The 21738-nt window shown below is 65.7% G+C and carries 28 protein-coding genes and 2 pseudogenes; 16 read left to right on the top strand and 14 right to left on the bottom strand.

Annotated features, from left to right (window positions below; translation table 11 throughout):
* The first annotated feature begins 1 nt into the window (after position 1).
* The 12 genes from AC1MH0_RS13020 (at position 2) to AC1MH0_RS12965 (ending at position 9094) form a co-directional block, all read left to right on the top strand.
* Positions 2 to 427: a hypothetical protein gene (locus tag AC1MH0_RS13020; protein WP_480963130.1), complete on the top strand. Its 426-nt coding sequence runs from the start codon at positions 2 to 4 to the stop codon at positions 425 to 427.
* A 648-nt stretch (positions 428 to 1075) separates the two neighbouring features.
* A complete protein-coding gene (locus AC1MH0_RS13015) occupies positions 1076 to 1768 on the top strand; it encodes a flagellar hook-length control protein FliK (protein ID WP_480963129.1) in 693 nt (230 codons plus the stop codon).
* Positions 1769 to 1786: 18 nt separating this feature from the next.
* Entirely contained in the window at positions 1787 to 2419 is a 633-nt protein-coding gene (locus AC1MH0_RS13010) for a flagellar basal body-associated FliL family protein (RefSeq protein WP_480963128.1), read from the top strand.
* 3 nt (positions 2420 to 2422) lie between these two features.
* Complete coding sequence (locus tag AC1MH0_RS13005; protein WP_480963127.1) at positions 2423 to 3385, top strand: flagellar motor switch protein FliM; 963 nt, start codon at positions 2423 to 2425, stop codon at positions 3383 to 3385.
* Entirely contained in the window at positions 3382 to 3672 is a 291-nt protein-coding gene (gene fliN / locus AC1MH0_RS13000) for a flagellar motor switch protein FliN (protein WP_056054132.1), read from the top strand. Before AC1MH0_RS13005 ends, fliN begins: the two co-directional genes overlap by 4 nt.
* Positions 3673 to 3677: 5 nt before the next feature.
* On the top strand, positions 3678 to 3932 hold the full coding sequence (locus AC1MH0_RS12995) for a flagellar biosynthetic protein FliO (protein WP_056054129.1): 255 nt from the start codon (positions 3678 to 3680) through the stop codon (positions 3930 to 3932).
* 200 nt (positions 3933 to 4132) lie between these two features.
* Complete coding sequence (gene fliP / locus AC1MH0_RS12990) at positions 4133 to 4879, top strand: flagellar type III secretion system pore protein FliP (protein WP_480965742.1); 747 nt, start codon at positions 4133 to 4135, stop codon at positions 4877 to 4879.
* 4 nt (positions 4880 to 4883) lie between these two features.
* Positions 4884 to 5153: a flagellar biosynthesis protein FliQ gene (gene fliQ, locus AC1MH0_RS12985; RefSeq protein WP_055874447.1), complete on the top strand. Its 270-nt coding sequence runs from the start codon at positions 4884 to 4886 to the stop codon at positions 5151 to 5153.
* 127 nt (positions 5154 to 5280) lie between these two features.
* A complete protein-coding gene (fliR, locus tag AC1MH0_RS12980; protein ID WP_480963126.1) occupies positions 5281 to 6054 on the top strand; it encodes a flagellar biosynthetic protein FliR in 774 nt (257 codons plus the stop codon).
* On the top strand, positions 6054 to 7196 hold the full coding sequence (gene flhB, locus AC1MH0_RS12975; protein ID WP_480963125.1) for a flagellar type III secretion system protein FlhB: 1143 nt from the start codon (positions 6054 to 6056) through the stop codon (positions 7194 to 7196). The genes fliR and flhB overlap by 1 nt, the downstream gene beginning before the upstream one ends.
* Positions 7197 to 7253: 57 nt before the next feature.
* Positions 7254 to 8699, top strand: coding sequence for a flagellar filament capping protein FliD (gene fliD, locus AC1MH0_RS12970; protein WP_480963124.1), 1446 nt, complete (start codon positions 7254 to 7256; stop codon positions 8697 to 8699).
* Positions 8681 to 9094, top strand: coding sequence for a flagellar export chaperone FliS (locus AC1MH0_RS12965; RefSeq protein ID WP_335337806.1), 414 nt, complete (start codon positions 8681 to 8683; stop codon positions 9092 to 9094). Before fliD ends, AC1MH0_RS12965 begins: the two co-directional genes overlap by 19 nt.
* A 3-nt stretch (positions 9095 to 9097) precedes the next feature.
* Here AC1MH0_RS12965 and AC1MH0_RS12960 read toward each other — a convergent pair whose 3' ends face one another.
* From AC1MH0_RS12960 to argH, 5 genes are read right to left on the bottom strand one after another with little or no spacing between them, the layout of a single operon-like run.
* Complete coding sequence (locus AC1MH0_RS12960; protein ID WP_480963123.1) at positions 9098 to 10051, bottom strand: zinc transporter ZntB; 954 nt, start codon at positions 10049 to 10051, stop codon at positions 9098 to 9100.
* Entirely contained in the window at positions 10048 to 10821 is a 774-nt protein-coding gene (locus AC1MH0_RS12955) for a precorrin-2 dehydrogenase/sirohydrochlorin ferrochelatase family protein (protein WP_480963122.1), read from the bottom strand. The genes AC1MH0_RS12960 and AC1MH0_RS12955 overlap by 4 nt, the downstream gene beginning before the upstream one ends.
* Positions 10818 to 12080 (bottom strand): diaminopimelate decarboxylase, encoded by a 1263-nt coding sequence (gene lysA, locus AC1MH0_RS12950; protein ID WP_480963121.1) that lies wholly within the window; start codon positions 12078 to 12080, stop codon positions 10818 to 10820. The genes AC1MH0_RS12955 and lysA overlap by 4 nt, the downstream gene beginning before the upstream one ends.
* Positions 12081 to 12091: 11 nt before the next feature.
* A complete protein-coding gene (locus AC1MH0_RS12945) occupies positions 12092 to 12334 on the bottom strand; it encodes a hypothetical protein (RefSeq protein WP_056061645.1) in 243 nt (80 codons plus the stop codon).
* Positions 12331 to 13716: an argininosuccinate lyase gene (argH, locus tag AC1MH0_RS12940; RefSeq protein ID WP_480963120.1), complete on the bottom strand. Its 1386-nt coding sequence runs from the start codon at positions 13714 to 13716 to the stop codon at positions 12331 to 12333. Before argH ends, AC1MH0_RS12945 begins: the two co-directional genes overlap by 4 nt.
* On the opposite strand from argH, the gene AC1MH0_RS12935 reads away from it, so the two are divergent.
* The gene (locus AC1MH0_RS12935; protein WP_480963119.1) at positions 13715 to 14344 is read left to right on the top strand and encodes a TlpA family protein disulfide reductase; all 630 of its coding nucleotides are present in this window, start codon (positions 13715 to 13717) and stop codon (positions 14342 to 14344) included. The genes argH and AC1MH0_RS12935 overlap by 2 nt on opposite strands.
* Positions 14345 to 14548: 204 nt before the next feature.
* Here the strand turns inward: AC1MH0_RS12935 and AC1MH0_RS12930 are convergent, their stop codons facing one another.
* The 4 genes and pseudogenes from AC1MH0_RS12930 to AC1MH0_RS12915 all read right to left on the bottom strand — a co-directional run.
* Complete coding sequence (locus AC1MH0_RS12930) at positions 14549 to 15046, bottom strand: DUF427 domain-containing protein (RefSeq protein ID WP_480963118.1); 498 nt, start codon at positions 15044 to 15046, stop codon at positions 14549 to 14551.
* On the bottom strand, positions 15043 to 15405 hold the full coding sequence (locus AC1MH0_RS12925) for a thiol-disulfide oxidoreductase DCC family protein (protein ID WP_480965741.1): 363 nt from the start codon (positions 15403 to 15405) through the stop codon (positions 15043 to 15045). The genes AC1MH0_RS12930 and AC1MH0_RS12925 overlap by 4 nt, the downstream gene beginning before the upstream one ends.
* Complete coding sequence (locus tag AC1MH0_RS12920; RefSeq protein ID WP_480963117.1) at positions 15402 to 15953, bottom strand: TspO/MBR family protein; 552 nt, start codon at positions 15951 to 15953, stop codon at positions 15402 to 15404. Before AC1MH0_RS12920 ends, AC1MH0_RS12925 begins: the two co-directional genes overlap by 4 nt.
* 238 nt (positions 15954 to 16191) lie before the next feature.
* Positions 16192 to 16335, bottom strand: a pseudogene (locus AC1MH0_RS12915) (diaminopimelate decarboxylase); the annotation flags it as partial.
* A 274-nt stretch (positions 16336 to 16609) separates the two neighbouring features.
* Between AC1MH0_RS12915 and AC1MH0_RS12910 the strand changes: the two are divergent.
* Positions 16610 to 16876 (top strand): hypothetical protein, encoded by a 267-nt coding sequence (locus tag AC1MH0_RS12910; RefSeq protein WP_480963116.1) that lies wholly within the window; start codon positions 16610 to 16612, stop codon positions 16874 to 16876.
* A 62-nt stretch (positions 16877 to 16938) separates the two neighbouring features.
* On the opposite strand, the gene AC1MH0_RS12905 is transcribed toward AC1MH0_RS12910, so the two are convergent.
* The 3 genes from AC1MH0_RS12905 to AC1MH0_RS12895 form a co-directional block, all read right to left on the bottom strand.
* Positions 16939 to 17427: a potassium channel family protein gene (locus AC1MH0_RS12905; RefSeq protein ID WP_480963115.1), complete on the bottom strand. Its 489-nt coding sequence runs from the start codon at positions 17425 to 17427 to the stop codon at positions 16939 to 16941.
* Between the two features lie 11 nt (positions 17428 to 17438).
* The gene (locus tag AC1MH0_RS12900; RefSeq protein ID WP_480963114.1) at positions 17439 to 17681 is read right to left on the bottom strand and encodes a hypothetical protein; all 243 of its coding nucleotides are present in this window, start codon (positions 17679 to 17681) and stop codon (positions 17439 to 17441) included.
* A 68-nt stretch (positions 17682 to 17749) separates the two neighbouring features.
* Complete coding sequence (locus AC1MH0_RS12895; protein WP_480963113.1) at positions 17750 to 18142, bottom strand: MerC domain-containing protein; 393 nt, start codon at positions 18140 to 18142, stop codon at positions 17750 to 17752.
* Between the two features lie 132 nt (positions 18143 to 18274).
* On the opposite strand from AC1MH0_RS12895, the pseudogene AC1MH0_RS12890 reads away from it, so the two are divergent.
* Positions 18275 to 19003 (top strand): annotated as a pseudogene (locus AC1MH0_RS12890) (GTP-binding protein).
* 195 nt (positions 19004 to 19198) lie between these two features.
* Here the strand turns inward: AC1MH0_RS12890 and AC1MH0_RS12885 are convergent.
* A complete protein-coding gene (locus AC1MH0_RS12885) occupies positions 19199 to 19642 on the bottom strand; it encodes a DUF3617 domain-containing protein (protein ID WP_480963112.1) in 444 nt (147 codons plus the stop codon).
* A 348-nt stretch (positions 19643 to 19990) separates the two neighbouring features.
* On the bottom strand, positions 19991 to 20791 hold the full coding sequence (locus tag AC1MH0_RS12880; protein WP_480963111.1) for a haloacid dehalogenase type II: 801 nt from the start codon (positions 20789 to 20791) through the stop codon (positions 19991 to 19993).
* Between the two features lie 238 nt (positions 20792 to 21029).
* Between AC1MH0_RS12880 and AC1MH0_RS12875 the strand changes: the two genes are divergently transcribed.
* The gene (locus AC1MH0_RS12875; protein ID WP_480963110.1) at positions 21030 to 21734 is read left to right on the top strand and encodes an SDR family NAD(P)-dependent oxidoreductase; all 705 of its coding nucleotides are present in this window, start codon (positions 21030 to 21032) and stop codon (positions 21732 to 21734) included.
* Positions 21735 to 21738 lie beyond the last annotated feature (4 nt).

Genomic DNA, 21738 nt, shown 5'->3' with positions numbered 1-21738 from the left:
GATGGCGGATGCACGCGGCAAGACGCTGGCACGCATCCACCGCGTCCGCACGCTCCAGCTCGGCCTGACCCGCGCCGACGAAGCGCGTGCGCACGACAAGTTCGCCAGCGAACAGGCGTTGTCGGGCCGTATCGCGCTGCTTGCCGAAGCGGTCGCGCCGGTCCACGAAACGCAGGTCGCCGTGTCGCTCGGCGCCGCCGCGCACTACCGCGACCGCTTGCAACAATCCGCCAACGCCGCCGTCGAGCGGGTGCAGGCCGCTGGATATCACGTCGAACGCGCCGCCGAGGCAACGCGCGCCGCCAAGCGCGACCAGAGCGCAGTCGAGAAGCTGCTCGCGCGCGTCGACGCCGATGCGGTGCTGAAGGCCATTCGCGCGATGGAAGACGCGCCGGCGTTCCGGAGAGTTCGGCACGATCCTTGCTGAGTAAGGGCCAGACGCCTGAACGCGAGTGCCAGAATGATCCAGACTGCCGTCCTTTCCCGTGCCGTTCCCCTGCATCCGCGCGCATCATCGGCGAACGCTGCGGGCGAAACGGGAGATTTCGCGGAGGCTTTCGCACAAGCCGGCGACGGAGCGGAGCTAGAAACGTCTCCGCCTGTCACCGAGGACGATACCCGGCAGGACGACGCCGCGACCGGCAATGCGTTGCCGCTTCCGCAGATCGCGCCAGATCCTGCGTTCGTGTGGCAGCCGATCGTTGTGCCCTCGCCTGCGCCCTCTCCGACGACGGTCCAAAACTTGAACGTCACGGCTGGAAACGCGTCGAGCGTTGAACGTCTGCCGACCACTGTGCCGCCGTCCAACGCACCAGGTCTTGCGACAATTTCTAGTATGGCGACGGTCGTAGGCAATGCGACGAGCGGGCGGCCACCCGTCGCGGCGGCCTCTCTGCTCGCTACACCCCACCCCGCTCCATCGTTGACCGCGTCTTCTCTACCCGCGCCGTCCCTGCCGGCTTCGTCCTTACCTCACACGGCTCTGCAGCAGTCCTTCGCTTCCCCGCCCGTTGCACCATTGCCTGCGCCACTGCATCCGTCCGGCGCCCCTATCGAGCGCCTAGCTGCTGCCATCGTGGCTGTGATACCGCCCGTGTCGGCCGCGGCTCGGCGTCCCGCGCCGACGCAGATCGACATCCTACCTACCGATATCTCGCGGTGGACTATACCGGCCACGCCAGTCGCACTCGCCGTCTTCCAACCGGATATCGTCCAGCCACAGCCCGGTACGGTCGCCTCGGCTGCGATGGTGTTCGGCGCGGCGATCCAGGCCGCGACGAAGACGCGCGAGGAGCCCGACACGCCCACTCCAGCCTATACGCCGCTGACCCCGGTCGGCGCGACCACGGCGCACGAGATCAAGATTGCCGATGCGCAGCAGGCACCACTGGACATGCGCCAGGAGCGCTGGCCGCACGCGATGATCGAGCGGATCGAGATGTTGCGCGACGCCGCCGATGCGGTCGACACGCGCATCCGCCTCGTTCCCGATGCGCTCGGCGCGATCGACGTTTCGGTGAAGACGGAGGGCGACACCGTGCGCGTGCACTTCAACGCCGAGCAGACTGCGACGCGAACCTTGCTGGCGGATGCGCAACCGCGGCTCGCCGAACTCGCAGAAGCGCGCGGGTTGAAGCTTTCGCAAGGGTCGCTCGGTGAGGGTAGCGCGCATCAGCAGCGCGCGCCCGCGACGCCACGAACCCCGAATCGCCCCGCGCCGGTCTCGACCGTGATCGCGGACACGCCCGACGACATTCGAATCGCTTGATCCAGAGGACCACGAACCATGAGCGACAAAAAAGATAATCCCGACGCCGCCGCGCCCAAGAAGAAGGGCAAGATGAAGACGATCCTGATCGGCGGCGTCGCACTGATGGTGCTGGTCGGCGGTGGCGTCGGTGCGGGCGTCTATGCGTCCAATGCCGGGCTGCTTGGCGGTGGTGGTCACTCAGCCGAAGCCGAGGACGGCAAGCCCAAGCTCGTGCCCAAAAGCGAACAGAAGCACGCGACCGAAGGCGGTGAAGGCGGTGGTCATGGCGGCGACGAAGCAGCGCCCGAAAACCACGGCATGAAGCCCCCCGCAGGGCAGGGCGGCGACAAATATGCCTCGACCTACTACCCGATGGAGAAGGATTTCACCTCGAATCTCCAGGACTCGGTGCACTTCGTCCAGGTCGGCATCGCGGTCGCCACGCCGTACGACGACACCGTCATCACCAACCTGAAAACTAACGACATCGCGGTCCGTTCGGCGATCCTGATGGCGCTCGGCGATACCACCGAGGAGCAGGTGATGAGCAGCGACGGCAAGCGTCAGTTGCAGGTCCGGTTGGCGAAAGCGATCAACGATACGCTCAAGCAGAAGGAAGGCTTCGGCGGCATCGGTAACGTTTACTTTACCAGTTTCGTTGTTCAGTGAGGCATGGTTAACGAGGCCTCAGCAAAGACACGCGAGCGACGCGACAGGGACCGCTCCGGCGCGCCCAAGGACGGCGTGCTGCATCAGGGCGTGCTCGGCGGGGCCAAGCTCAATCCGTTCGGCGACCTGCATTCGTTGCAGCATCTCTCGGCGCGATTTGCGCGCGGCCTGCGCGGCGTGTTCGAGCCGTTGCTCCGCCAGGAAGTCCGCTGCTGGGCCGAGCCGCTGGTGGTCCAGCGCTTCACCGATTACCGCGCCGAGCGCAGCGATGCGCTGACCGCGTGGCTGCCGCTGATCATGACGCCGGGCATGGCGCAGGCGCTGTGCATCATGGACGGCAAGTTCGTGCTCGAGATGCTCGACATGTTCTTCGGCGGCACCGGTGCCGCGCCGCATACGTTGCCGACCGAGTTCTCGCCCGCCGCCGAGGCGATGGTCGCGCGGATCGGCCAGATGATCGCCGCGCCGCTGAAGACCGCGTGGGAGCCGATGGCACGGTTCGACTTCCTGCCGACCCGCGTCGAGGTGAACCCGGCGATGATCGCCGATCTCGATGGCGAGGACGCGATGATCGTCACGCGCTTCGGCATCGCGGCAGGCACCGCGAAGCCTGTGTTCCTTGATCTGGTCTACCCCGTCTCTGCGCTGAAACCGCATGCGCCGTCCCTTACCGCGAAGGTCGTCGGCAAGTCGGCCGAGCCCGATCCGGCGTGGCGCACCGAACTGACGCGGGCGGCGATGAACGTGCGCTTCCCGATCCGCTCGGTACTCGCCGAGCCGGTCGTCAAGCTGACCATGCTGATGGACCTCAAGCCCGGCGACGTGATCCCGATCACCATCTCGGGCGACGTGCCGGTGATGGTCGGCAACAACCGGCTCGGCTGCGGCACAGTCGGCACATCGAACGGCTTCGCCGCCATCCAACTCACCTCGATTACCAGTTTCGACGAAGGATTTGCAGCATGAACGACATGACCGGAGGCTTCCCAGTCGACGCCGCCGTGGCCGCCAATTTCCGGCTGCTCCAGGATGTCGACGTCAAGCTGACCGTCGAGATCGGCTCGACCAGCCTGACCTTGCGCGAGTTGCTGGCGCTAGGCGAATCCAGCGTGATCGAGCTCGATCGCCAGGCCAACGAGCTGCTCGACGTATTCGTCAACGGCACGCTGATCGGGCGCGGCGAAGTGGTGACGGTCGGCGAGCGCTTCGGCGTGCGGATGACCGAGCTCGTGTCGCCAGACAAGCGCGGCTGACCCCGATGCTCTGGACCTATATCCTCAAGCTCGTCATCCTGCTCCCGCTGGTGTGCGGACTGATGTTCGGGTGCCTGTACCTGTGGCGCAAGTTCGAGAGCCGGATCCCGGGCAAACCCTCGACGCGGCTGATCGGCGTCAAGGAAACGATGATGATCTCGCCGGGCCTGCGCCTCGCGGTGATCGATTTCGAAGGCCGTCGGCTGCTGGTTTCGGTCGGCCGTGGCGGCGTGCACCTGATCGACAAGGTCGACGCATGAGCGCGGTCGCTCGTCCGACGGTGACGCGGAAAGGCTCGGGTCCGTCGCTCTTCCTCGCTCCCAAACCCTCCCTGTTTTCCCGCGAACGCGGGAATCCAGGAGCCACCAACGGGGCGCTCCGTAATCCTGGATCCCCGCGTTCGCGGGGAAACAGTTTAGTGTGGATAGGGCTCGCACTGCTGCTCGCCCTCTTCCTCGCAATGCCCGCCTTCGCGCAAGGCGTCCCCGCCCCGACCAACCCCGCCGTCGGCGACGCGGTCGATCGCGCGCTCGGCCAGCTCGGCGGACAGGCTGCGGGCAATACCGGCCAGAGCGGCTCGCTCTCGCTCAGCCTGCAAGTCCTCATCATCATGGGGCTGCTCACGGTCCTGCCGGGCATCCTGCTGATGATGACCAGCTTCACGCGGATCATCATCGTGCTCGCGATCCTGCGCCAGGCGCTCGGGCTGCAACAGACGCCGCCGAACCAGGTGCTGCTCGGGCTGTCGCTGTTCCTGAGCTTCTTCATCATGGCGCCGACGATCAGCCAGATCAACACGACCGCGATCCAGCCCTATGCCGCCGGGCAGCTCCCCGGCACGCAGATGATCACGACAGCCGGCGTCCCGCTGCATGCGTTCATGGTCAAGCAGACGCGGATCAAGGACGTCACTATGTTTGCGCAGATCGCGAAATCCGGCCCCTATGCGACGCCGACCGACATCCCCTTCTCGGTGCTGCTGCCGGCGTTCGTCACGTCCGAGCTGAAGACCGCGTTTCAGATCGGCTTCCTGATCTTCCTGCCGTTCATCGTCATCGATCTGGTCGTAGCGACCGTGCTGATGTCGCTCGGCATGGCGATGCTGTCGCCGACGATCATCTCGATGCCGTTCAAGTTGCTGCTGTTCGTGCTGGTCGATGGGTGGGCGCTGACGATGGGCAGCCTCGCCAACTCGTTTGCGACCTGAGAGCATGGACGCGCAATATTTCCTGACCGTCGCCAACCAGACGATGTGGGTGCTGGCGCTTGCCAGTGCGCCGATCCTGATCCCGGCGCTGCTGGCGGGACTGATCCTTGGGATGATCCAGGCGGCGACGTCGATCAACGAGCAGACGTTATCGTTCGTGCCCAAGCTGGTCGTGGTCGCGGTGTCGATCCTCATCTTCGGGAGCCTGATCCTGGGGCTGCTGAGCGATTTCACGATCGGGATCTTCGAGCGCATTCCGGACTTGGTGAAGTGACCGCACTTGCTGCTCCCCTTCCGCTTGCGGGAGGGGTCGGGGGAGGGGTGTGCCCCACCGACCGGACGCCGGTACGTACGTCGCGCCCTCCCCTAACCCCTCCCGCAAGCGGGAGGGGAACTTACTGATGCTGGGCTTCGGGCTGTCGATCGAGCCGCAGTTGTGGGCGCTGGTATTCGTGATGATCCGCATCGGTGCGACGTTCATCGCCGCGCCGGTGTTTGGCAATGTCTCGGTCCCGCTCACCGTGCGCGTCACGCTGTCTGGCGCGATTGGGTTCCTCGTGCTTGCCGCGCACCCTATCGTCCCGCCGCAGAACATCTTCGCGGTCACCACGATCCTCTCCGCCGCCGCCGAGGCACTCGTCGGCCTTGCGCTCGGCTTCGTGCTTCAGATCGCGTTCGCCGCGCCGATGATCGCGGCCGAGGTGATCGGCGGCGCGATGGGGCTCGGTTTCGCGTCCTCGGTCGATCCGCAGAACGGCAAGTCCTCCCCCGCGCTCGGCCAGTTCTTCTCGATCATGCTGACGCTGCTGTTCCTGTCGGTCGACGGCCACCTGATCCTGATCGACCTGCTCGTGAAGAGCTACGACGTGCTCCCCCCCGGCGCCGCGTGGATCGGCGTCGAGCGGCTGAAGGCGATCGCGTTCTTCGGGGGCTATGCGTTCCTCGCCGGACTGCTGCTTGCGCTCCCGGTCGGCTTCCTGCTGCTCTGCCTCAATATCGTCGTCGGCATGTTGAGCCGCGCCGCGCCCTCGCTCAACCTGTTTGCGGTCGGCCTTCCCGCCAGCCTCGCGGTCGGCGTCGTCACGCTGGCGATCGCGTTCCCGACGATGGGCGATTACATGCTCGTCATCGTCCGCGAAGGCCTCGCCGCAACCGAAAACCTGGTTCTTGGCTGATGTCTGAGGATTCGGGCGAAAAGACAGAAGCACCAACCGCCAAGCGCAAGAAGGATGCGGTCGAGAAGGGCGACATCCTCAAATCGCGCGATTTCGCGACCGCTTTGAGCATGCTCGCCGGGGTCGCCTGGCTGATCTACGCAGGGCCGACTTTAATCACCGCGTGCAAGGCGATCATGAGCTCGAGCTTCCAGTTCACCCACGCCGACGTCGAGGATTTCTCCCCCTGGCGGCCGCTGATGGAAGCAGGCGGCAAGCTCGCGCCCTCGCTCGTCACGCTGTTCATCGTCAGCATCGGCGCCGCGATCCTCAGCCAGGCGGGGCTCGGCTCGCTCGGCTTCAACGGCGGCTTGCTCGCGCCCAAATACAGCCGCGTCGACCCGGCGGCAGGACTCAAGCGAATTTTCGGAGCGAACGGCTGGATCGAGCTCGGCAAGTCGTTGCTGAAGGTGATCCTGCTCGGCACGATCGGCGGTTGGATGCTGTGGAACGCCGCCCATTCGACGATGGGGCTCGCCTCGTCCGCCGATCTCAACCAGGCACTGTCGACGCTTGGCGGGATCTTCAAGGGCATCCTGATCGCGATGGCGTTCGGGCTGTGCGCGATCGCCGGCATCGATCTGCCGATCCAGATCATCCGCCGGCTGGGCAAGATGCGGATGTCGAAGCAGGAGGTGAAAGACGAGCACAAGTCGACCGAGGGCAATGGCGAGGCGAAGGGCCAGATGCGCGCCAAGATGCGGGCGATGGCGAGCGGCGGCCTGCGCAAATCGGTCGCGGAGGCACATGTCGTTCTTACCAACCCGACGCACTTCGCGGTGGCGCTGCGCTATGATCGCGGCAAGGACCAGGTGCCGGTGGTGGTCGCCAAGGGCCGCGGCGCGACCGCACTAGCGATCCGCGAACTCGCTGGCGAAGGCCGCGTGCCGATCCTCGAATATCCGACGCTTGCGCGTGCGGTCTATTACACGAGCAAGGAGGGGCAAGAGGTCCGCGACGACCTGTACACGGCGATCGCGACCGTGCTGGCGTTCGTGTTCGGGCTGAACGCGGCGGCGGGCGGGACCACGCCGGGAGTCCAGCCCTTCGTCACCGTGCCGAAGGATGCGCGTTTCGACGAAAACGGCATGAAACAGGCCTAAACATTCGCGCCGCATGGCCGTTCTAACAGACGAGCGCGCACGTGCAGGGATTTCACGATGGTAACTTCGACCACCAGCACGACCGCCACGCCGACACCGACACCCACTCCTACCGCGCAAAATGCCGTCAACGACGCGACCCAGGCACTGCTGAAGGGGCTGAGCGCGGGCTCCGGCGTCGATACCGGCACGTTGGTCACCTCGCTCGTCTCCGCGCAGTTCGCCGCGCGGACGGCCGCGTTGAAGACCAAGTCCGACACGATCACCGCGCAGATCTCGGGCGTCGGTACGCTCAAGAGCACGATGACCGGCTTTTCGACCGCGCTCGCCAATCTGGTGAAAGGCGGCAGCCTGCAGACCCAGCCGGCCAGCTCGAACGCTGCAATCCTGTCGGCCACCGCGCAGTCGGGTGCCAAATTGTCGGGGCTGTCGTCCAGCATCACGGTGACGCGCCTCGCCGCGGGACAAGTTGCGCGGACGACGACACCGGTCGCCGCGGCGGATCGCACCAAATCGCTGGACACCGGTGCGCTAACGCTGACCATCGGCGGCAAGGACACGGCGATCGACGTCGGCGACGGCAGCATCGACGCGATCGCCGCAGGTATTAACGCGTCTAAGACCGGCGTCACCGCCTCGGTCGTGACCGACGCGAACGGCGGCGCGTATCTCTCGGTCAAGGGCGCGACCGGCAGCGCCAACGCCTTCACGCTTAAGGGAGAGAAGGGCGACGCGCTCGACATCGGCGGCAGCACGGCGACGAAGACCAGCCTCGTCTCCACCGCGCAGAACGCACAGCTGACCGTCGACGGGATCGCCGTCGAGCGCCCGGGCAACACCGTCAGCGACCTGGTGACCGGCGTGACGCTCCAGCTCAACGGCATATCCACCGTCCCCGTTTCGCTTACCAGCACGCCCCCGACCGACGCGCTGACGCAAGCGGTCAACGATGTCGTCACGACCTATAACGAGGTCCTGAAGACAATCACAGAACAGACCGATCCGATCACCGGCAACCTTCGCGCGGATCCCGCCGCGAAATCGCTGCTGCGGTCGTTGCAGGCCCTAGTGTCGAAGCCGCTGGTCGGTGGCGCGATCGCCGGACTTCCGCGGTCGCTGTCGGAGATCGGCGTCGCCACCAACACCGATGGGACTCTGCGGGTCGATTCGGCGCTACTCGCCAAACAGCTTGCGGCGAACCCCGACACCGTCGAGGCGATGTTCGCGCCGTCGGGCACCAACGCGCTCGGCCTGTCCGCGACGTTGACGGCGCTGACCACCAGCGCGACCAGCACGGTGACCGGTCTCGGCGCATCGACCGTGCGCTACACCGCGGCGGAGGCCGATGTCGCCAAGCAGCAGGACAAGGTCACCGACCAGTCCGCGCAGCTGACCACGCGCCTGACGCAGCAATATGCGAGCATGAATTCGCGCGTGTCGGCGTATAAATCGACGCAGACCTTCCTCACCAACCAGATTGCCGCGTGGAACAAGGATTCGTGACCTACGCCAGCACGTTGATGCGCGACCCGTTCGCGACCTATCGCCAGATCGACGCGGTCGGCCAGACCGCTACGGCGGACGGCCCTGCACTCGTCCAATTGCTCTACAAGGAACTGGTCGCCGCGCTGCGCGCTGCCGCATGGGCCTGCGAAAAGCGCAAGTTCGCGATCAAGAGCGAGCGGATCACGCGCGCCACCGCGATCCTGTTCGCACTCGAAGCGGGACTCGACTTCGAGAAAGGCGGCCAGGTCTCGGAAACGCTCGCGCGACTATATGGCGGCGCGCGGAAAACCGTGATCAACGCCTCGCTCGGCCACGACCCACAGCCGTTCCGCGACTCCGCCGACATGCTCGACGAGATCGCGCAAGCGTGGCGGACCGCCAGCGCCGCGTAAACGCTACCGCTTGAACCAGTGGCGCATGGAGAAATACGCCACGACGCCGACCGCGATCAGCACGCAGGCTCCGGCGATCGCATCGAACGCCCACGGCTCCTCGGCATAGGGCAGGCCCTTCACGTTCATGCCGTACAGGCCGGTCAGGAACGTGAGCGGCAGGAACACCATCGCCGCGATCGAGATGATCAGCGAGCGGTTGTCGATCTGTTCGGCGCGCAGGTCGGTCAGCGTCTCGTGGATCAGCGCCGAGCGTTCGCGGATCGATTCTAGCTCTTCCGCCATCCGCGCGGCGCGGTCCGCCGCCGCCGCCAGATGCAACCGGTCATCGTCGGCCAGCCAGTCGCCGGGTAGCGCCGCCAGCTTCTCCAGCGCGGCGCGTTGCGGACTTAGGAAGCGTTTGTAGCCGATAGCCGCGACGCGCACCTTGCTGACCGCGCGGCGCAGTTCGAACACGCGGTTGGCGTCGAGCTGCTCCTCGCAATCGTCGAGTTCGTCGCCGAGCGTCGCCACGTCGGGATCGAGATCGGTGGTGATCGCGGTGGCGAACGCGGCGATCAGGTCGCCCGGATCGCGCACCTCGTGGCGCTCGACCATCTTCTCGACCTCGGCGACCGCGATCAGCGGCTTCCGCGTGACCGAATAGACGCGGCCCTTCACCGCCCAGATCCGCACCGACGCGAGCAGGTCGGAGGTGTCGAGCTCCTCCTTCGATCGCCCGCGCAAATTGAGGAACGCCCCGTCGCCGACCGCCTCGCAGCGTGGCCGGGTCTCGGTCGCGGTGAGCGCATCGACGACATAGTCGAGCAGCTTGGCCTCGTCGCGCAGCCACGCCTGCGCATGCTCCGCCGTGGTCGACAAATGCACCCAGACGAGGTCGGCCGCGCAGGTGAGCGCTTCCTTGACGTCGACGCGCGTCGCTTTTCCGTCGACGATCCGGAATGCGAAACCGCTCATCGCGCCATCTCGACTTCGACCGACAGGCCGGTGCCTGGATCGGCGGGCATCGCCTCGCACAGCCGCGCGGCGTCGGCACGCGCACGGTCGAGGATCGCCGCAGGGACATCAGCGCCGTGATAGATTCGGTCGGCGCTGGCAAGCGCGCGAGCCTGGCGGAGCGTCAGGTCCTCGGGATCGTCGGACAGGAGAACGAGTGTTATAGCCACGTCGCGCTTTGCAGCGGGCTCGGCTGTCGGGGCCAGCCATGCGTCCACATCGTGTGTCGGCGACAGCGGATCGAGCAGACCGCCCGCTCCCATCGCCGAAGCCAGCGCACGGCGACGCTCCCCCATATCGGGCCAGCGCTTTCGCAAGGCCCCCCGCGCAGCCTGCAACGCCAGCGCGAGCTTGCCGAGATCGGCAGGGATCAGTGCCTCCAGACGCTGGCGCAACGCCGCCGCCAACCCGGCCGAAACACCGCTCGTACCGATTGCGATAAGCACCGGCGCGCGATCGACGATGGCGGGCAGCGTGAAGTCGCACAACGCGGAACGGTCGACCGCGTTGACCAGGATGCCGCGCGCCTTCAGCCGTGCGACCGCCGCCAGCGCTTCGTCCTCGTCGTCGATCGCGACGATCGCGAGCGAAGCGCTAGCATCCTCGCCAACGACGTCCGCGCCTGCACGATCGAGCAACCGCCGTTTCGCGTCCGCCGCCTCGCCTTCGCCGAGCAGGATCACCGGGCGCCCTGCCAGCCTCACGAACAGCGGCAGGCTCTGGAGTATCACCGCTTGAGCCATTCCGGCACGCGCTCGGCAGCCAGGATCGTCTCGGGGTGGATGCGGTCGGCGACCACCGCGAACCGGTCGCCATCGACCAGCACCTCGGGCACCAAAGCGCGGCTGTTGTAGGTCGAGGCCATCGTCGCGCCATACGCGCCCGCAGTGCGGAAGATGCCGAGATCGCCCGACTTCACCGCATCGATATCGCGGCCCATCGCGAACGTGTCGCCGGTCTCGCACACCGGTCCGGCGATGTTGGCGGTCATCCGCTCGCCGGTCGGCGCGACCGCGACGAAGTCGTGATACGCGTCGTACATCGCGACGCGCGCGAGGTCGTTCATCGCCGCATCGACGATGACGTACGGGTTCACGACGCCGGGCTTTACCCAGATCACCTCGGTCAGCAGCACGCCGGCATTGCCCGCGATCACCCGCCCGGGCTCGAACATCAGTTCGACGTCCCAGTCGGCGGTTGCGCGCGCGACCATCGCGCCATAGTCGGCCGGGCTCGGCAGCACGTCGCCAGGCTTGTACGGCACGCCGAGCCCGCCGCCGAGATCGACGCGGCTGATCGTGTGACCGGCAGCACGCAGCTCCTCGACCAGTTCGCCGATCCGCGCATAGGCGGCCTCCAAAGGCGCGAGGTCGGCGAGCTGGCTGCCGATGTGGATCGCGACACCGCGCAGGTCGAGCCCGTCGTGCTTCGACAGGCGGTCGAACATCGCCACAGCCTGGTCGATCGCGACGCCGAACTTGTTCTCTTTGCGCCCGGTCGAAATCTTAGCGTGTGTGCCAGCATCGACGTCGGGGTTCACGCGCAGCACCGCCGGCGCGCGTTGGCCGCGGGCGTGGGCGAGCGCGGCGAGGACTTCGCCCTCTTCCTCCAGCTCCAGATTGAACTGGCCGATCCCAGCGTCGAGCGCCTGCGCCAGTTCGCGCCGCGTCTTGCCGACGCCCGAGAACACGATGTCCGATGCCGGGATTCCCGCCGCCAGCGCGCGCTGCATCTCGCCCGCGGAGACGACGTCGGCGCCGTATCCCTCGTCGGCGAGCACGCGCAGCACCGCGACGTTGGGGTTGGCCTTGATCGCATAGGCTAGATGGATGCGCCCCGCGCCCTTCAGCGCGTCGCGAAACACCTGTGCGTGACGGCGGAAGGTGGCAGTCGAATAGACATAGACGGGCGTGCCGACGGCTTCGGCGATCGCCGGCAGGGCGACGTCCTCGGCGTGCATGACACCGTCACGATAGGCGAAATGATCCATGATTCAGGTCTTCAATTCGGCGGCGGCAGGTCGAACTCGTCGCTGCGCCGCGGCTGGGATGTGGTGAGCAGCTCGTCGCTGCGCTGCGGGCGTTGCTGCGTCGTGGGGGTCAGCAACTGCTCTGGAGTCGGCGGCGTTTTCGCACCGTACGGCGCGATCGGGAGCGTCTTGCCCTCCGCGGGCACGAGTCCGTCCGCTGCGCCGCAACCCGACAGGGCCAGTGCCAATCCCACGATGCCGAAAAGCCGTTTCATGCTACCTCCCCCCGCGCCGTACGGATCGCAGCGCGCACATTGTCCGGCGCAGTGCCGCCGAAGCTGGTCCGGCTGGCGACCGACGCATCGACCGAGAGCACGCCGTACACGCGTTCGTCGATCCGCGCATCGATTGCCTTCAGGTCCTCGATCGGCAGCGCGTCGAGCGCGACCTTGCGCTCTTCCGCAAGCTTCACCGCGCGCCCTGTCACATGATGCGCCTCGCGGAACGGGAGCCCCGCCTCGCGCACCAGCCAGTCTGCGAGATCGGTCGCGGTCGCAAACCCGCTCTCCGCCAGCCCGCGCATCCGGTCGGTGCGGAACGTCGCGCTCTCGACCATGCCCGTCATCGCCGCGATCGACAGCGCGAGCAGGTCATGCGCCTCGAACACCGGTGGCTTGTCGTCCTGCATGTCCTTCGAATAGGCGAGCGGCAGGCCCTTCATCGTCACCATGAGCGCAGTCATGCAGCCGAGGATGCGTCCGGCATGCCCGCGCACCAGCTCGGCCGCATCGGGATTGCGCTTCTGTGGCATAATCGAGCTGCCAGTCGACCATTGATCGCTCAGCGCGACGAACCCGAACGGCTGCGACGCCCACAGCACGAACTCCTCGGCGAGCCGCGAGAGGTGGAGCGAGGTCTGCGTCGCGGCGGTCAGATACTCGATCGCGAAATCGCGGTCGCTGACGCCGTCGAGCGAATTGGTCATCGGCCCATCGAAGCCGAGCGCCTCGGCGGTCATCGCGCGGTCGATCGGAAAGCCTGTGCCGGCAAGTGCGGCCGAGCCGAGAGGCGATCGGTTCATCCTTGTGCGGGCATCGGCGAACCGCCCGACATCGCGCGAAATCATCGCGTGATACGCCATCAGGTGATGGCCGAGCGTCACCGGCTGCGCGGACTGCAAATGCGTAAAGCCGGGCATCACGCTCGCCGCATGTTCTTCCGCCCGGGCAAGCAACGCCGCCTGGAACCCGGCGAGCGCCGCCAGCGCCTGGTCGATCGCATCGCGCACCCAGAGGCGAAAATCGGTCGCGACTTGGTCGTTTCGCGACCGCGCAGTGTGCAGCCGTCCCGCGACCGGGCCGATCGCATCCGCCAGTCGCGCCTCGGTCTGCATGTGGATATCCTCGAGGACCAGATCCTCCTCGACGCCGTGTTGGGCATAATGCACCGCCACCGTGTCGAGCCCCGCCGCGATCGTCGCCGCATCCTCCGCCGACACGATGCCCTGCTTGCCGAGCATCGCGACATGCGCCTTCGATCCGGCAATATCCTGCTGCCAGAGGCGCTTGTCGAAGGGAATGGAGGCGTTTATCTCGCGCATGACCGCTGCCGGCCCTTCGGCAAACCGCCCGCCCCACATCGAATTGGAACCGTCCATGTTCTCGCGTCCTGTGTTCAATTCGCTACCTATCGCCGCCGTCATGGGGATGGGCCTGCTGGTCGCCGGCTGCGATAGGAAATCGACCGCGCCGGAGCAAGCAAACGTCGCCGCCGCGAACACCGTATCCGCCGATGAGGTCGCGGCAGGCCCTGCTCCCGACGAAGCGACCGGCCCGACGGTCAGCGCCGAAAAGCTCGATCGCAGCCACAAGGGCGAGACCGGGCCAACCGTCGCCTTCACCGCCCCCGATGGCAAGCCGGTCACGCTCGCCTCGTTCAAGGGCAAGCCATTGTTGCTCAACATGTGGGCGACCTGGTGCGCGCCGTGCGTCGCCGAGATGCCGACGCTTGATGCCGCCGCCAGATCGCTCGCCGGCAAGGTACAGGTGCTCGCCGTCAGCCAGGACATGCAGGGGGCTGAGAAGGTCGCGCCGTTCTTTGCCGAGAAGAAGTTCACGACGCTGACGCCGTATCTCGATCCGAAGCTGGGCCTGAGCCTTGCCTACCAGGCGAACCTCCCGACGACGATCCTCTACGATTCGGCTGGCAAGGAGGTGTGGCGGATGACCGGAGGCTATGAATGGAACACGCCGGCCGCCGCCAAGCTGATCGCCGAGGCATCGTAGCGCGGTATTTCGGAACCGCGAGCCGGAACGGGGTGTGCCGACCCGCCTTGGTGACGAGCCAAAGGTTGATGGCGAGCCGGCACCCTGCCCTAACGCGTCGGACGCGGCCCGCGGGGTAAACAATATCGAATTCGGTCGGAAATAGGGTGAACCGAGGATCCACTACCCCGGCGCATCCGGTCCACGGGGACATCGGGTGGCAAACTACCAGTATCGGCTGCCCGGCACGCCCATGAACGGGCCGGCGATATCCGACGTGATCCAGCCGCCGTAAAACTCGCCGGGCTGCGGGATGACGCGTTCGCCATCGACGAAGCAGCCGTCGAACGGCGCCGCGTAGAAGGCGACATGATCGCGCAAGGCGGCAAAACCGCGCGTCGGCGATGGATAGCTCCACGCGATGTCGTGGAAGACCTCGCCTGCGATCTCGACATCATAATAGACCGCGTTGCCTTTCCATTCGCAGAACGATTGCCGAGAAGACCGCCGCAGCGCCGCCATCAGTATGTCCGACGGCGGAATGTAATAGCTCGGGGGATGGCTCGTCTCGATGGTCCGAACGCTGTGCAGCGTGTTGGCGAGCACGACGCCGCGATGCTCGATCCGAACGTGGCGACCACTCGGCTGCGCGATCGCCGGGCGTGGATAATCCCAGACGCTTTCCTGGCCCGGTCGCGCGATATCGGGCGTGACGGGCCTCACCCCGTGTTCTCCATCTTCCGGGCAAAGGATTGCAGCCGGGGCCGAACACGCAGAAACGCACCGTAAACCCGCTCCAGACCAGCAAGCACGACCGGGTTGCGCGCCGCCAATCCAAGCGGTCGCAGCACCGGGATGGCGCGCCACATTGCCGCAAACGCCGCTGCGCCGGACAGCATCCGGTCACCCTCGCGGGCATGAAACCGTGCCAGCATCGCGCTCCGGTCGATCGGACAACTCGTGTTGCCGTTGCTCGCGTCGACGAAATCGATCGCGCCCCGTCGATCGAGACGACGCATCAGCGCGATCTCGCGTCGACACAGCGGACACCCGCCGTCATGCCAGACCGTCAGGCGGTTCATGCCTCGTCCGAGCCGTCGGACCGGTTCCGCTCCCAGATGCGCTCGGCCAGCAAGGTCGCGAACCCAAGCCACGCAACGAAGGGCACCGCGGTCGCGGCCGCCGTGCGATCGACCTTGGCCGCCGCCCCGACATAGGCAACGCCGCTCGCGATCATCGCGCCGGATACGACCGCGCTCGGCCCCAGTGCCTTGCGCCGGAAGAACAACTCGGTCCAGCCGCCAACCATGCCGGTATTGACCAGCCATAAGCCGACGGCAACGTTCCGCCGGGTATCCGCGGGACGGCGCAGCAGGCGATAGCCACCGACTGCGAGCCCGGTCTCGAGCATCGGCCATACCGCACCGAACGCGGCATCCGGCGGTGTGTAGCTCGGCTTGTCGAGCCGTTTGTACCAACGTCTGATACCGGGATGCGAGGGGTCGGGTGCGTTGCGGCGTCCCAGCACCGCACTCGCGCCGAGCACGGCTGCGACGACCGCCAACGCAGCAGGACGGGACAGACCGCCGCTGCGCTCGTCCGTGATCGCACCGTTTGGTTTCTGGGTCATGCTCGCCGTCCTCGTCTCGGGGCCCATCGCCCGCTGTCCCCACAGCGAAGCAGCGCCCGCGACGTTCCGTGGTCATGGCGGCGATCGTGACGGTCGGCGTATCGCGACACCGATGCGCGACGCCTTCGGTCCGATCTCGGCGTGCTCTATGCGGCGAATTTCTGGGCAGGAAGCGGTCGATATCGCGGGCGACGGCAAACATGTCGCCGCTTTCGCAGGTCGGCCCTGCAATGTTCGCGACCATCCGCTTGCCGCCCGGAGCGACGGCCTCGAAGCGGTGGAACGCATCGTACAGCGCCGGTCGGGCCAAGTCGTTCATCGCGGCATCGACGATGACGAAGAGATAGTCCGCCCCCGGCTTTACCCAGGTCACTCGTATCATCACAATGCCGGCAAGCCCCGCAACGGCCCGGCCCGGCTCGAACGTCAGCGCGACATCTCAGCCGCGCGTGACCTTCGCGACCATCGCAGCATAGGCGTCGAGCGTCGGGACCACGTCATCGACGAGGTAGGGAAGCTCAGGCCGCCGCAAAGATCGACCCGTGTTGTGCCGTGACCCCGCGCGCGTAGTTCACGCACCAGCGAACCGATGCGATTGTCCGCGACTTGCAACGGCGCAGTCCGGCGCGCTTGCAGGCAGCAGTGTCGGGGGCAGCATGCTCTACGGCTCCGGTCTGCGCACCGATCAGACCCTGCCGGATGGCAGCACGGTTCCCAATGGCGGCAAGCTGTCGCCCTATGCGCAGGTCAACCTCACCGCGAACCATCATTTCAGCGGACCGGGGATCGACATACGGTTCGACGTCATCAACCTCGCCGACCACAAATACGAAATCCGCGATGGCGGCGGGGTCGGCGTCGGCGCGCCGCAATACGGCCCGCGCCGCGGCGTGTTCTTTGGTATCAGCAAGGCGTTCGGCTAGATCGCAAGCCGTGGAGGTCTGTGTCGTGAGGACGGCGCCCCCCCCTATACGCGGTCTCGTGGCTACCCCTTGATCTGTTCTTCATGCGCGAGGTGGAGCGCGACTAGCCGCGCCAACAGCGGGGCCGGGAACAGCTGACCGATCAGCGCCTCGAGGTTGGACAGGCTGCGTGCAAGCGGCGTCAGCGGTACGATGTCGCCGAACCCCGTGGTCGTGATCGTCGTCAGGCTGAAATAGGTGAACGCCGCATTCGACGCGGTCGCGACGTGCGGATCGAAGCCGGACCCGCCGAACGCGCCGGACGCGTGCATCTCGATCGCCCCATAGGCGATGGCGAATAGCGACGAGACGTTGAGATACAGCAGCACGGCGCCGCGAACGCGGCGCGGGGTGACGCGCCCGGCCGCGAAGACATGCCGCGCGACCACGGCCGTCACCGCACCGTTAAACAGGAACGCGATCGTCGCGATGACCTCATGCTGTTCGATCGCGTCGAGGTGATGCGCACTCACCAGGATCCTGCACAGCAATGGCCATGCGGTCAGCAGCACGATCGACAGGATCAGTAGAAGCTGCAGCAGGCGATGCCGGGTAAGACCCGTGATGCAGATCGCGGCAAGGCCAGATGACAGATGTCGAGCAGCGTCCGTCCACATGCCGTGCCCTGCGCCAGCGGCACGACGATGAACAGCGTGATGCCCTGCAGCACCAGCAGCGCGGACAGACTATGATCGACGCGCCAGTTGTGTACCTCCTCCAGATCGCTCCACCAAGCGACGTCGTACGGACGATCTGCAGCGTTCATGGCCTCGATACTCTGCCGGAGAATTTTGGCTGTTACGGCGATCCGCCTGAATACCCGCTGACGGGAGATCACCAGGCGGCGCACCCCCGGCGCAAGCGCAAATTGGCGATGTGTGCCGCAGCCAGCACGATGCTGCCGGATACAGTCACGGCGATCTCCACTCTTCCTTCGGAGACCGCAAACGCGCCGAGCGTCATCAGGGTCAGTCCGATGACGCCGAGCAACAACGGCCAACGCGCGGCATGGCGCGCGTGTCCGCCGAGCAGCGCGATCACAGCCACTGGCACGGCGAACACCAGCACCCAGCGGTGGAAGCTCTCGGGTACCCCGACGACCGCCGACAGCGCGGGTGCTGCTGCGAGCAGGAGCGGTAGCGCGAGGCAGTGGATCATGCAGGCGGCAGATCCGGTCATTGCGATGCGGTCGAGCCAGTCGATCCCGCGGTCACGTACGTTTATCATCTTGTCATCGCCATATTTGGCACTCTAATGATACATTATATCATATCTGGCAAGGTGGATCGATGCGCGACGATACAAGAAAGCTTTTGCCGGTGACGGTGCTCCGGATTCCTCGGCGCGGGGAAAACCACGCTGCGCAACCACATCCTCGCCAACCGCGAGGGGCGGCGGGTGGCCCTGATCGTCAACGACATATCCGAGGTGAACATCGACGCGGACCTGGTGCGCAGTGGCGACACCCTGTCGCGCGGCGAGGACACGCTGGTCGAGATGACCAATGGCTGCATCTGTTGCACGTTGCGCTAGGATCTGCTCGTCGAGGTGCGCGCGTTGGCCGAGGCCGGGCGGTTCGACTGCCTGGTGATCGAGAGTACCGGCATTTCCGAGCCCTTGCCGGTTGCCGCGACCTTCGCGTTCAAGGACGGGGAGGACGCAAGCCTGTCGCACGTCGCGCGGCTCGGCACGATGGTGACGGTGGTCGACGCCGCGAACCTGCTGCGCGACTATGCGTGCGCCGATTTCCTGGTCGACCGCGGCGAAGCGCTCGGCGACGACGATCGCCGCAGCCTGGTCGGGTTGCTGGTCGAGCAGATCGAGTTTGCGGACGTCATCGTCCTCAACAAGGCCGATCTCGTCGAGGACGAGCAACTGGCCACCGTGCGCAAGCTCGTTGCCTCGCTCAACGCCGATGCGCGGATCATCGAGGCACGGCACGGCTGCGTTTCGCTCGGCGCGGTGCTGAATACCGTGCTGTTCGACGACGAGAAGGCTGAGTTGCACCCACTCTGGGCCAAGGAACTGTACGGCTATGCCGATCACCGTCCCGAGAGCGAGGAATACGGCGTCGAAAGCTTCGTCTAACGGGCTCGCGCGCCGTTCGACCCGCTGAAATTTCACGATGTTCGCGCGAGGCGGCTGGCCAGGGGTAATCCGCGCGAAAGGCCGATTCTGGTTCGCGACGGATTTTAGCGGAGATCGAGCCTGTGGCAGTTCCGGATCAGCGCGCTTCGTTCACGCTGGGAAGGCCATCCATCCGCATGACTGCGCATTGGTCCCCTATCGCGCGACGCGACCAACGTACGACGCGCGCTGATCCAGAACGATGTTGAGAATTCCCTTGGGCGTGGTGCCGTTCACAGTAGCTCGACCCGTAAACCCGGTTGCATCATACGTGCCCGTGCGATTGATACGCATCCAATCGCCCTTCTTCTGCGGGCAACTCAGCGTCTGCGTATAGCGGCCGCCGACGACATGCTGGCTGTCGATCCGGCATTGTGCTTTCGGGTCGGGCGCCAGAAGCGTCTCGATACCCTGTCCGCTCGACAGACGCTTGCGCTCCGCCTTCGACTTGCCCTTCATCATCCGGACCAAGAACCCGGGCACACCCGGTACGGTGATGTCCACGACCTTGGACGTCACGTCCCAATCGCCCGGCTGCATGACCTGCGCAGCAGCGGTATCCGATAAGGTTGCAAGTGCGAGCAGCAGATATTTGATCATGTTCAATCGTTTACGGACCTGTGCCGGATACGCAACCGACTGCCGAACCTGAGGGAGTGCCACGCTAGCCCATGCGGGGGGCAACCAAAGTTTCGGTGGAAGCCGCGCGTAGGCTTTGCAGTTGGCGTCGCACTGGTCATTCGCACAGCCGGGCGCGACCGTGATCCTCGAGGTAGCATGATGCCCGCGAGCGTCAGGTGATCGAGCGCACCGGTTCCGCGCGCCGTCCGATTCGATCGTCTCATCGTGGCTCATCGTGGCTCATCGCGAGATACCCGTGACCGACGAGCCGGCCGCGCCTTATGGCCGCTCGGCCGCGGCTATTCGTTCACCTCACAAAAACCGAGCTTAGGACGAAATAAAATCGGCAGGTGCGTCGGGGGTCTGGGGTGTCGATGATCGTCTAGTCGTGATCGCACGTGCCGCTTCGGCGACGTCGCGCGCAACCAGCGTCGGCTGTGGAACGCCGTCCAGGACGAGAGGCGCATTCATGCCGCGGGTGACCAGGGCGCCCTTCCATCCGAACGACTGCGCACCGATCGTGTCCCATGTATGCGCCGCGATCAGCCAGGTAGCGTCTGGCGTGGATCCCATGGTCTCCTGTACCAGCTGATAGGTTGCCGGCGTCGGCTTGAAGCGCTGTACGGCATCAACCGTAAACCGCTGGTCGAACAGCGATCCCAAACCTGCCCTGTCGAGCGGATCCGGCCCCGCACTCTTCGGCGAGTTGGTCAGCGTGACGATCGAAAATCCGGCGTCCTTCAGCACGCTCAGACCCTCGGCGACATCGGCGTGTACCGGCATGTCCGTCATCAGCGTACCAAGCTTGCGAACATGGTCGTCCGTAACCGCGACACCGTGGATCTCGCCGAGCATGCGCAATACGCTACCGCCCAACTTGCCAAATGGGACATAAGGCCCGGCAAGCGACAGCGTTTCCGAGTAGAGGATTACCTGTGCGAACCATTCCCGCATTCGACCGGCAACCGCGAAAATGTCGGTGAACAGCGGTTCAAGAAACTCGATGTCCAGTAGCGTTTCGTTGACGTCGAACACGATCAGCGGTCGATTATTCATTCGCGCGTCTCCAGGCATCTGTTCGAGCGTGATGGCGCATGTCCAACGATCGGAGCAGGTGCCCTGATCCATGGTCCGTCATCGATGTGCCCTTGCTCACGTTCTGAACCTCGAGGCCCGTCCAGGCTAGGCCGGAATGCCGGTACCCGCTCTTTCATGGCGACGAACTGAAGCCTTTCGTATCGCCGGCACCTCGGGACGCTGCGACCGCTGCGACTTATAAGTGCCTGTCTTCGTGGCACGAATAGCGAAGCTTGGCGTTGGGCCGCGGCAGGCCGAGTGCGTCGACCGCCGGAGAACAGGAAGAGTAATGTCGGGCAAGGTCGTCATCGTAACGGGAGCGTCGCAAGGTTTGGGAGAGGGCATCGCCAGCGGCTACCGCGAGCGCGGCTGGCGCGTCGTCGGCGTATCGCGCAGCATCGCCGACGCGGACGAGCCACACTGGCTAACTGTGGCAGGCGATGTCGGCAACCCGGCGACTGCCGAGGCGGTGGTCGCCCGAACGCTCGACCGGTTCGGTCGGATCGACACGCTGATCAACAACGCCGGTGTATTCATCGGCGAGGCATTCACCGACTATACCGACGATCAGTATCGAAGGATCGTCGCGACCAACCTAGACGGTTTCTTCCATATGACCCGGCACGCCGTGCCAGCGATGTTGCGCGGTGATGGCGGTCATATCGTCCAGATCGTCACAACGTTGGCCGAACACGCCAACGCCGAGTTTCCCTCGGTATTGGCATCGCTGACCAAGGGTGGTCTCGCCGCTGCAACGCGCAGTCTGGCAATCGAATACGCGGCGCGCGGTATCCGAGCCAATGCCGTGTCACCAGGAATCGTAGCGACGCCAATGCATCCTGTCGAAACGCGCGCTGGCCTCGGCCGTTACCACCCCATTGGCCGGATGGGCACGGTCGCCGACGTGGTGCAGGCCATCCTGTACCTCGAGGACGCCAAGTTCGTGACCGGTGAGATACTGCATGTCGACGGCGGTCAGGTTGCGGGGCATTAAATCG

This window comes from Sphingomonas sp. AP28 (assembly GCF_056680455.1).
This window is presented reverse-complemented; position numbering and strand designations above follow the sequence as displayed.

What these genes read in the sequence shown, in the direction of transcription:
- AC1MH0_RS12900 (WP_480963114.1), bottom strand. Translation starts at nt 17,681, where the DNA reads ATGAACGCTGCAGATCGTCCGTACGACGTCGCTTGGTGGAGCGATCTG.
- AC1MH0_RS12875 (WP_480963110.1), top strand. Translation starts at nt 21,030, where the DNA reads ATGTCGGGCAAGGTCGTCATCGTAACGGGAGCGTCGCAAGGTTTGGGA.
- fliN (WP_056054132.1), top strand. Translation starts at nt 3,382, where the DNA reads ATGAACGACATGACCGGAGGCTTCCCAGTCGACGCCGCCGTGGCCGCC.
- AC1MH0_RS13010 (WP_480963128.1), top strand. Translation starts at nt 1,787, where the DNA reads ATGAGCGACAAAAAAGATAATCCCGACGCCGCCGCGCCCAAGAAGAAG.
- AC1MH0_RS12880 (WP_480963111.1), bottom strand. Translation starts at nt 20,791, where the DNA reads ATGGATCAGGGCACCTGCTCCGATCGTTGGACATGCGCCATCACGCTC.
- AC1MH0_RS12920 (WP_480963117.1), bottom strand. Translation starts at nt 15,953, where the DNA reads ATGACCCAGAAACCAAACGGTGCGATCACGGACGAGCGCAGCGGCGGT.
- AC1MH0_RS12945 (WP_056061645.1), bottom strand. Translation starts at nt 12,334, where the DNA reads ATGAAACGGCTTTTCGGCATCGTGGGATTGGCACTGGCCCTGTCGGGT.
- AC1MH0_RS12995 (WP_056054129.1), top strand. Translation starts at nt 3,678, where the DNA reads ATGCTCTGGACCTATATCCTCAAGCTCGTCATCCTGCTCCCGCTGGTG.
- AC1MH0_RS12885 (WP_480963112.1), bottom strand. Translation starts at nt 19,642, where the DNA reads ATGATCAAATATCTGCTGCTCGCACTTGCAACCTTATCGGATACCGCT.
- argH (WP_480963120.1), bottom strand. Translation starts at nt 13,716, where the DNA reads ATGGACGGTTCCAATTCGATGTGGGGCGGGCGGTTTGCCGAAGGGCCG.
- fliQ (WP_055874447.1), top strand. Translation starts at nt 4,884, where the DNA reads ATGGACGCGCAATATTTCCTGACCGTCGCCAACCAGACGATGTGGGTG.
- flhB (WP_480963125.1), top strand. Translation starts at nt 6,054, where the DNA reads ATGTCTGAGGATTCGGGCGAAAAGACAGAAGCACCAACCGCCAAGCGC.
- AC1MH0_RS13005 (WP_480963127.1), top strand. Translation starts at nt 2,423, where the DNA reads ATGGTTAACGAGGCCTCAGCAAAGACACGCGAGCGACGCGACAGGGAC.
- lysA (WP_480963121.1), bottom strand. Translation starts at nt 12,080, where the DNA reads ATGGATCATTTCGCCTATCGTGACGGTGTCATGCACGCCGAGGACGTC.
- AC1MH0_RS12935 (WP_480963119.1), top strand. Translation starts at nt 13,715, where the DNA reads ATGTTCTCGCGTCCTGTGTTCAATTCGCTACCTATCGCCGCCGTCATG.
- AC1MH0_RS12910 (WP_480963116.1), top strand. Translation starts at nt 16,610, where the DNA reads ATGCTCTACGGCTCCGGTCTGCGCACCGATCAGACCCTGCCGGATGGC.
- fliD (WP_480963124.1), top strand. Translation starts at nt 7,254, where the DNA reads ATGGTAACTTCGACCACCAGCACGACCGCCACGCCGACACCGACACCC.
- AC1MH0_RS12925 (WP_480965741.1), bottom strand. Translation starts at nt 15,405, where the DNA reads ATGAACCGCCTGACGGTCTGGCATGACGGCGGGTGTCCGCTGTGTCGA.
- AC1MH0_RS13020 (WP_480963130.1), top strand. Translation starts at nt 2, where the DNA reads ATGGCGGATGCACGCGGCAAGACGCTGGCACGCATCCACCGCGTCCGC.
- fliR (WP_480963126.1), top strand. Translation starts at nt 5,281, where the DNA reads ATGCTGGGCTTCGGGCTGTCGATCGAGCCGCAGTTGTGGGCGCTGGTA.
- AC1MH0_RS12960 (WP_480963123.1), bottom strand. Translation starts at nt 10,051, where the DNA reads ATGAGCGGTTTCGCATTCCGGATCGTCGACGGAAAAGCGACGCGCGTC.
- AC1MH0_RS12895 (WP_480963113.1), bottom strand. Translation starts at nt 18,142, where the DNA reads ATGATAAACGTACGTGACCGCGGGATCGACTGGCTCGACCGCATCGCA.
- fliP (WP_480965742.1), top strand. Translation starts at nt 4,133, where the DNA reads ATGCCCGCCTTCGCGCAAGGCGTCCCCGCCCCGACCAACCCCGCCGTC.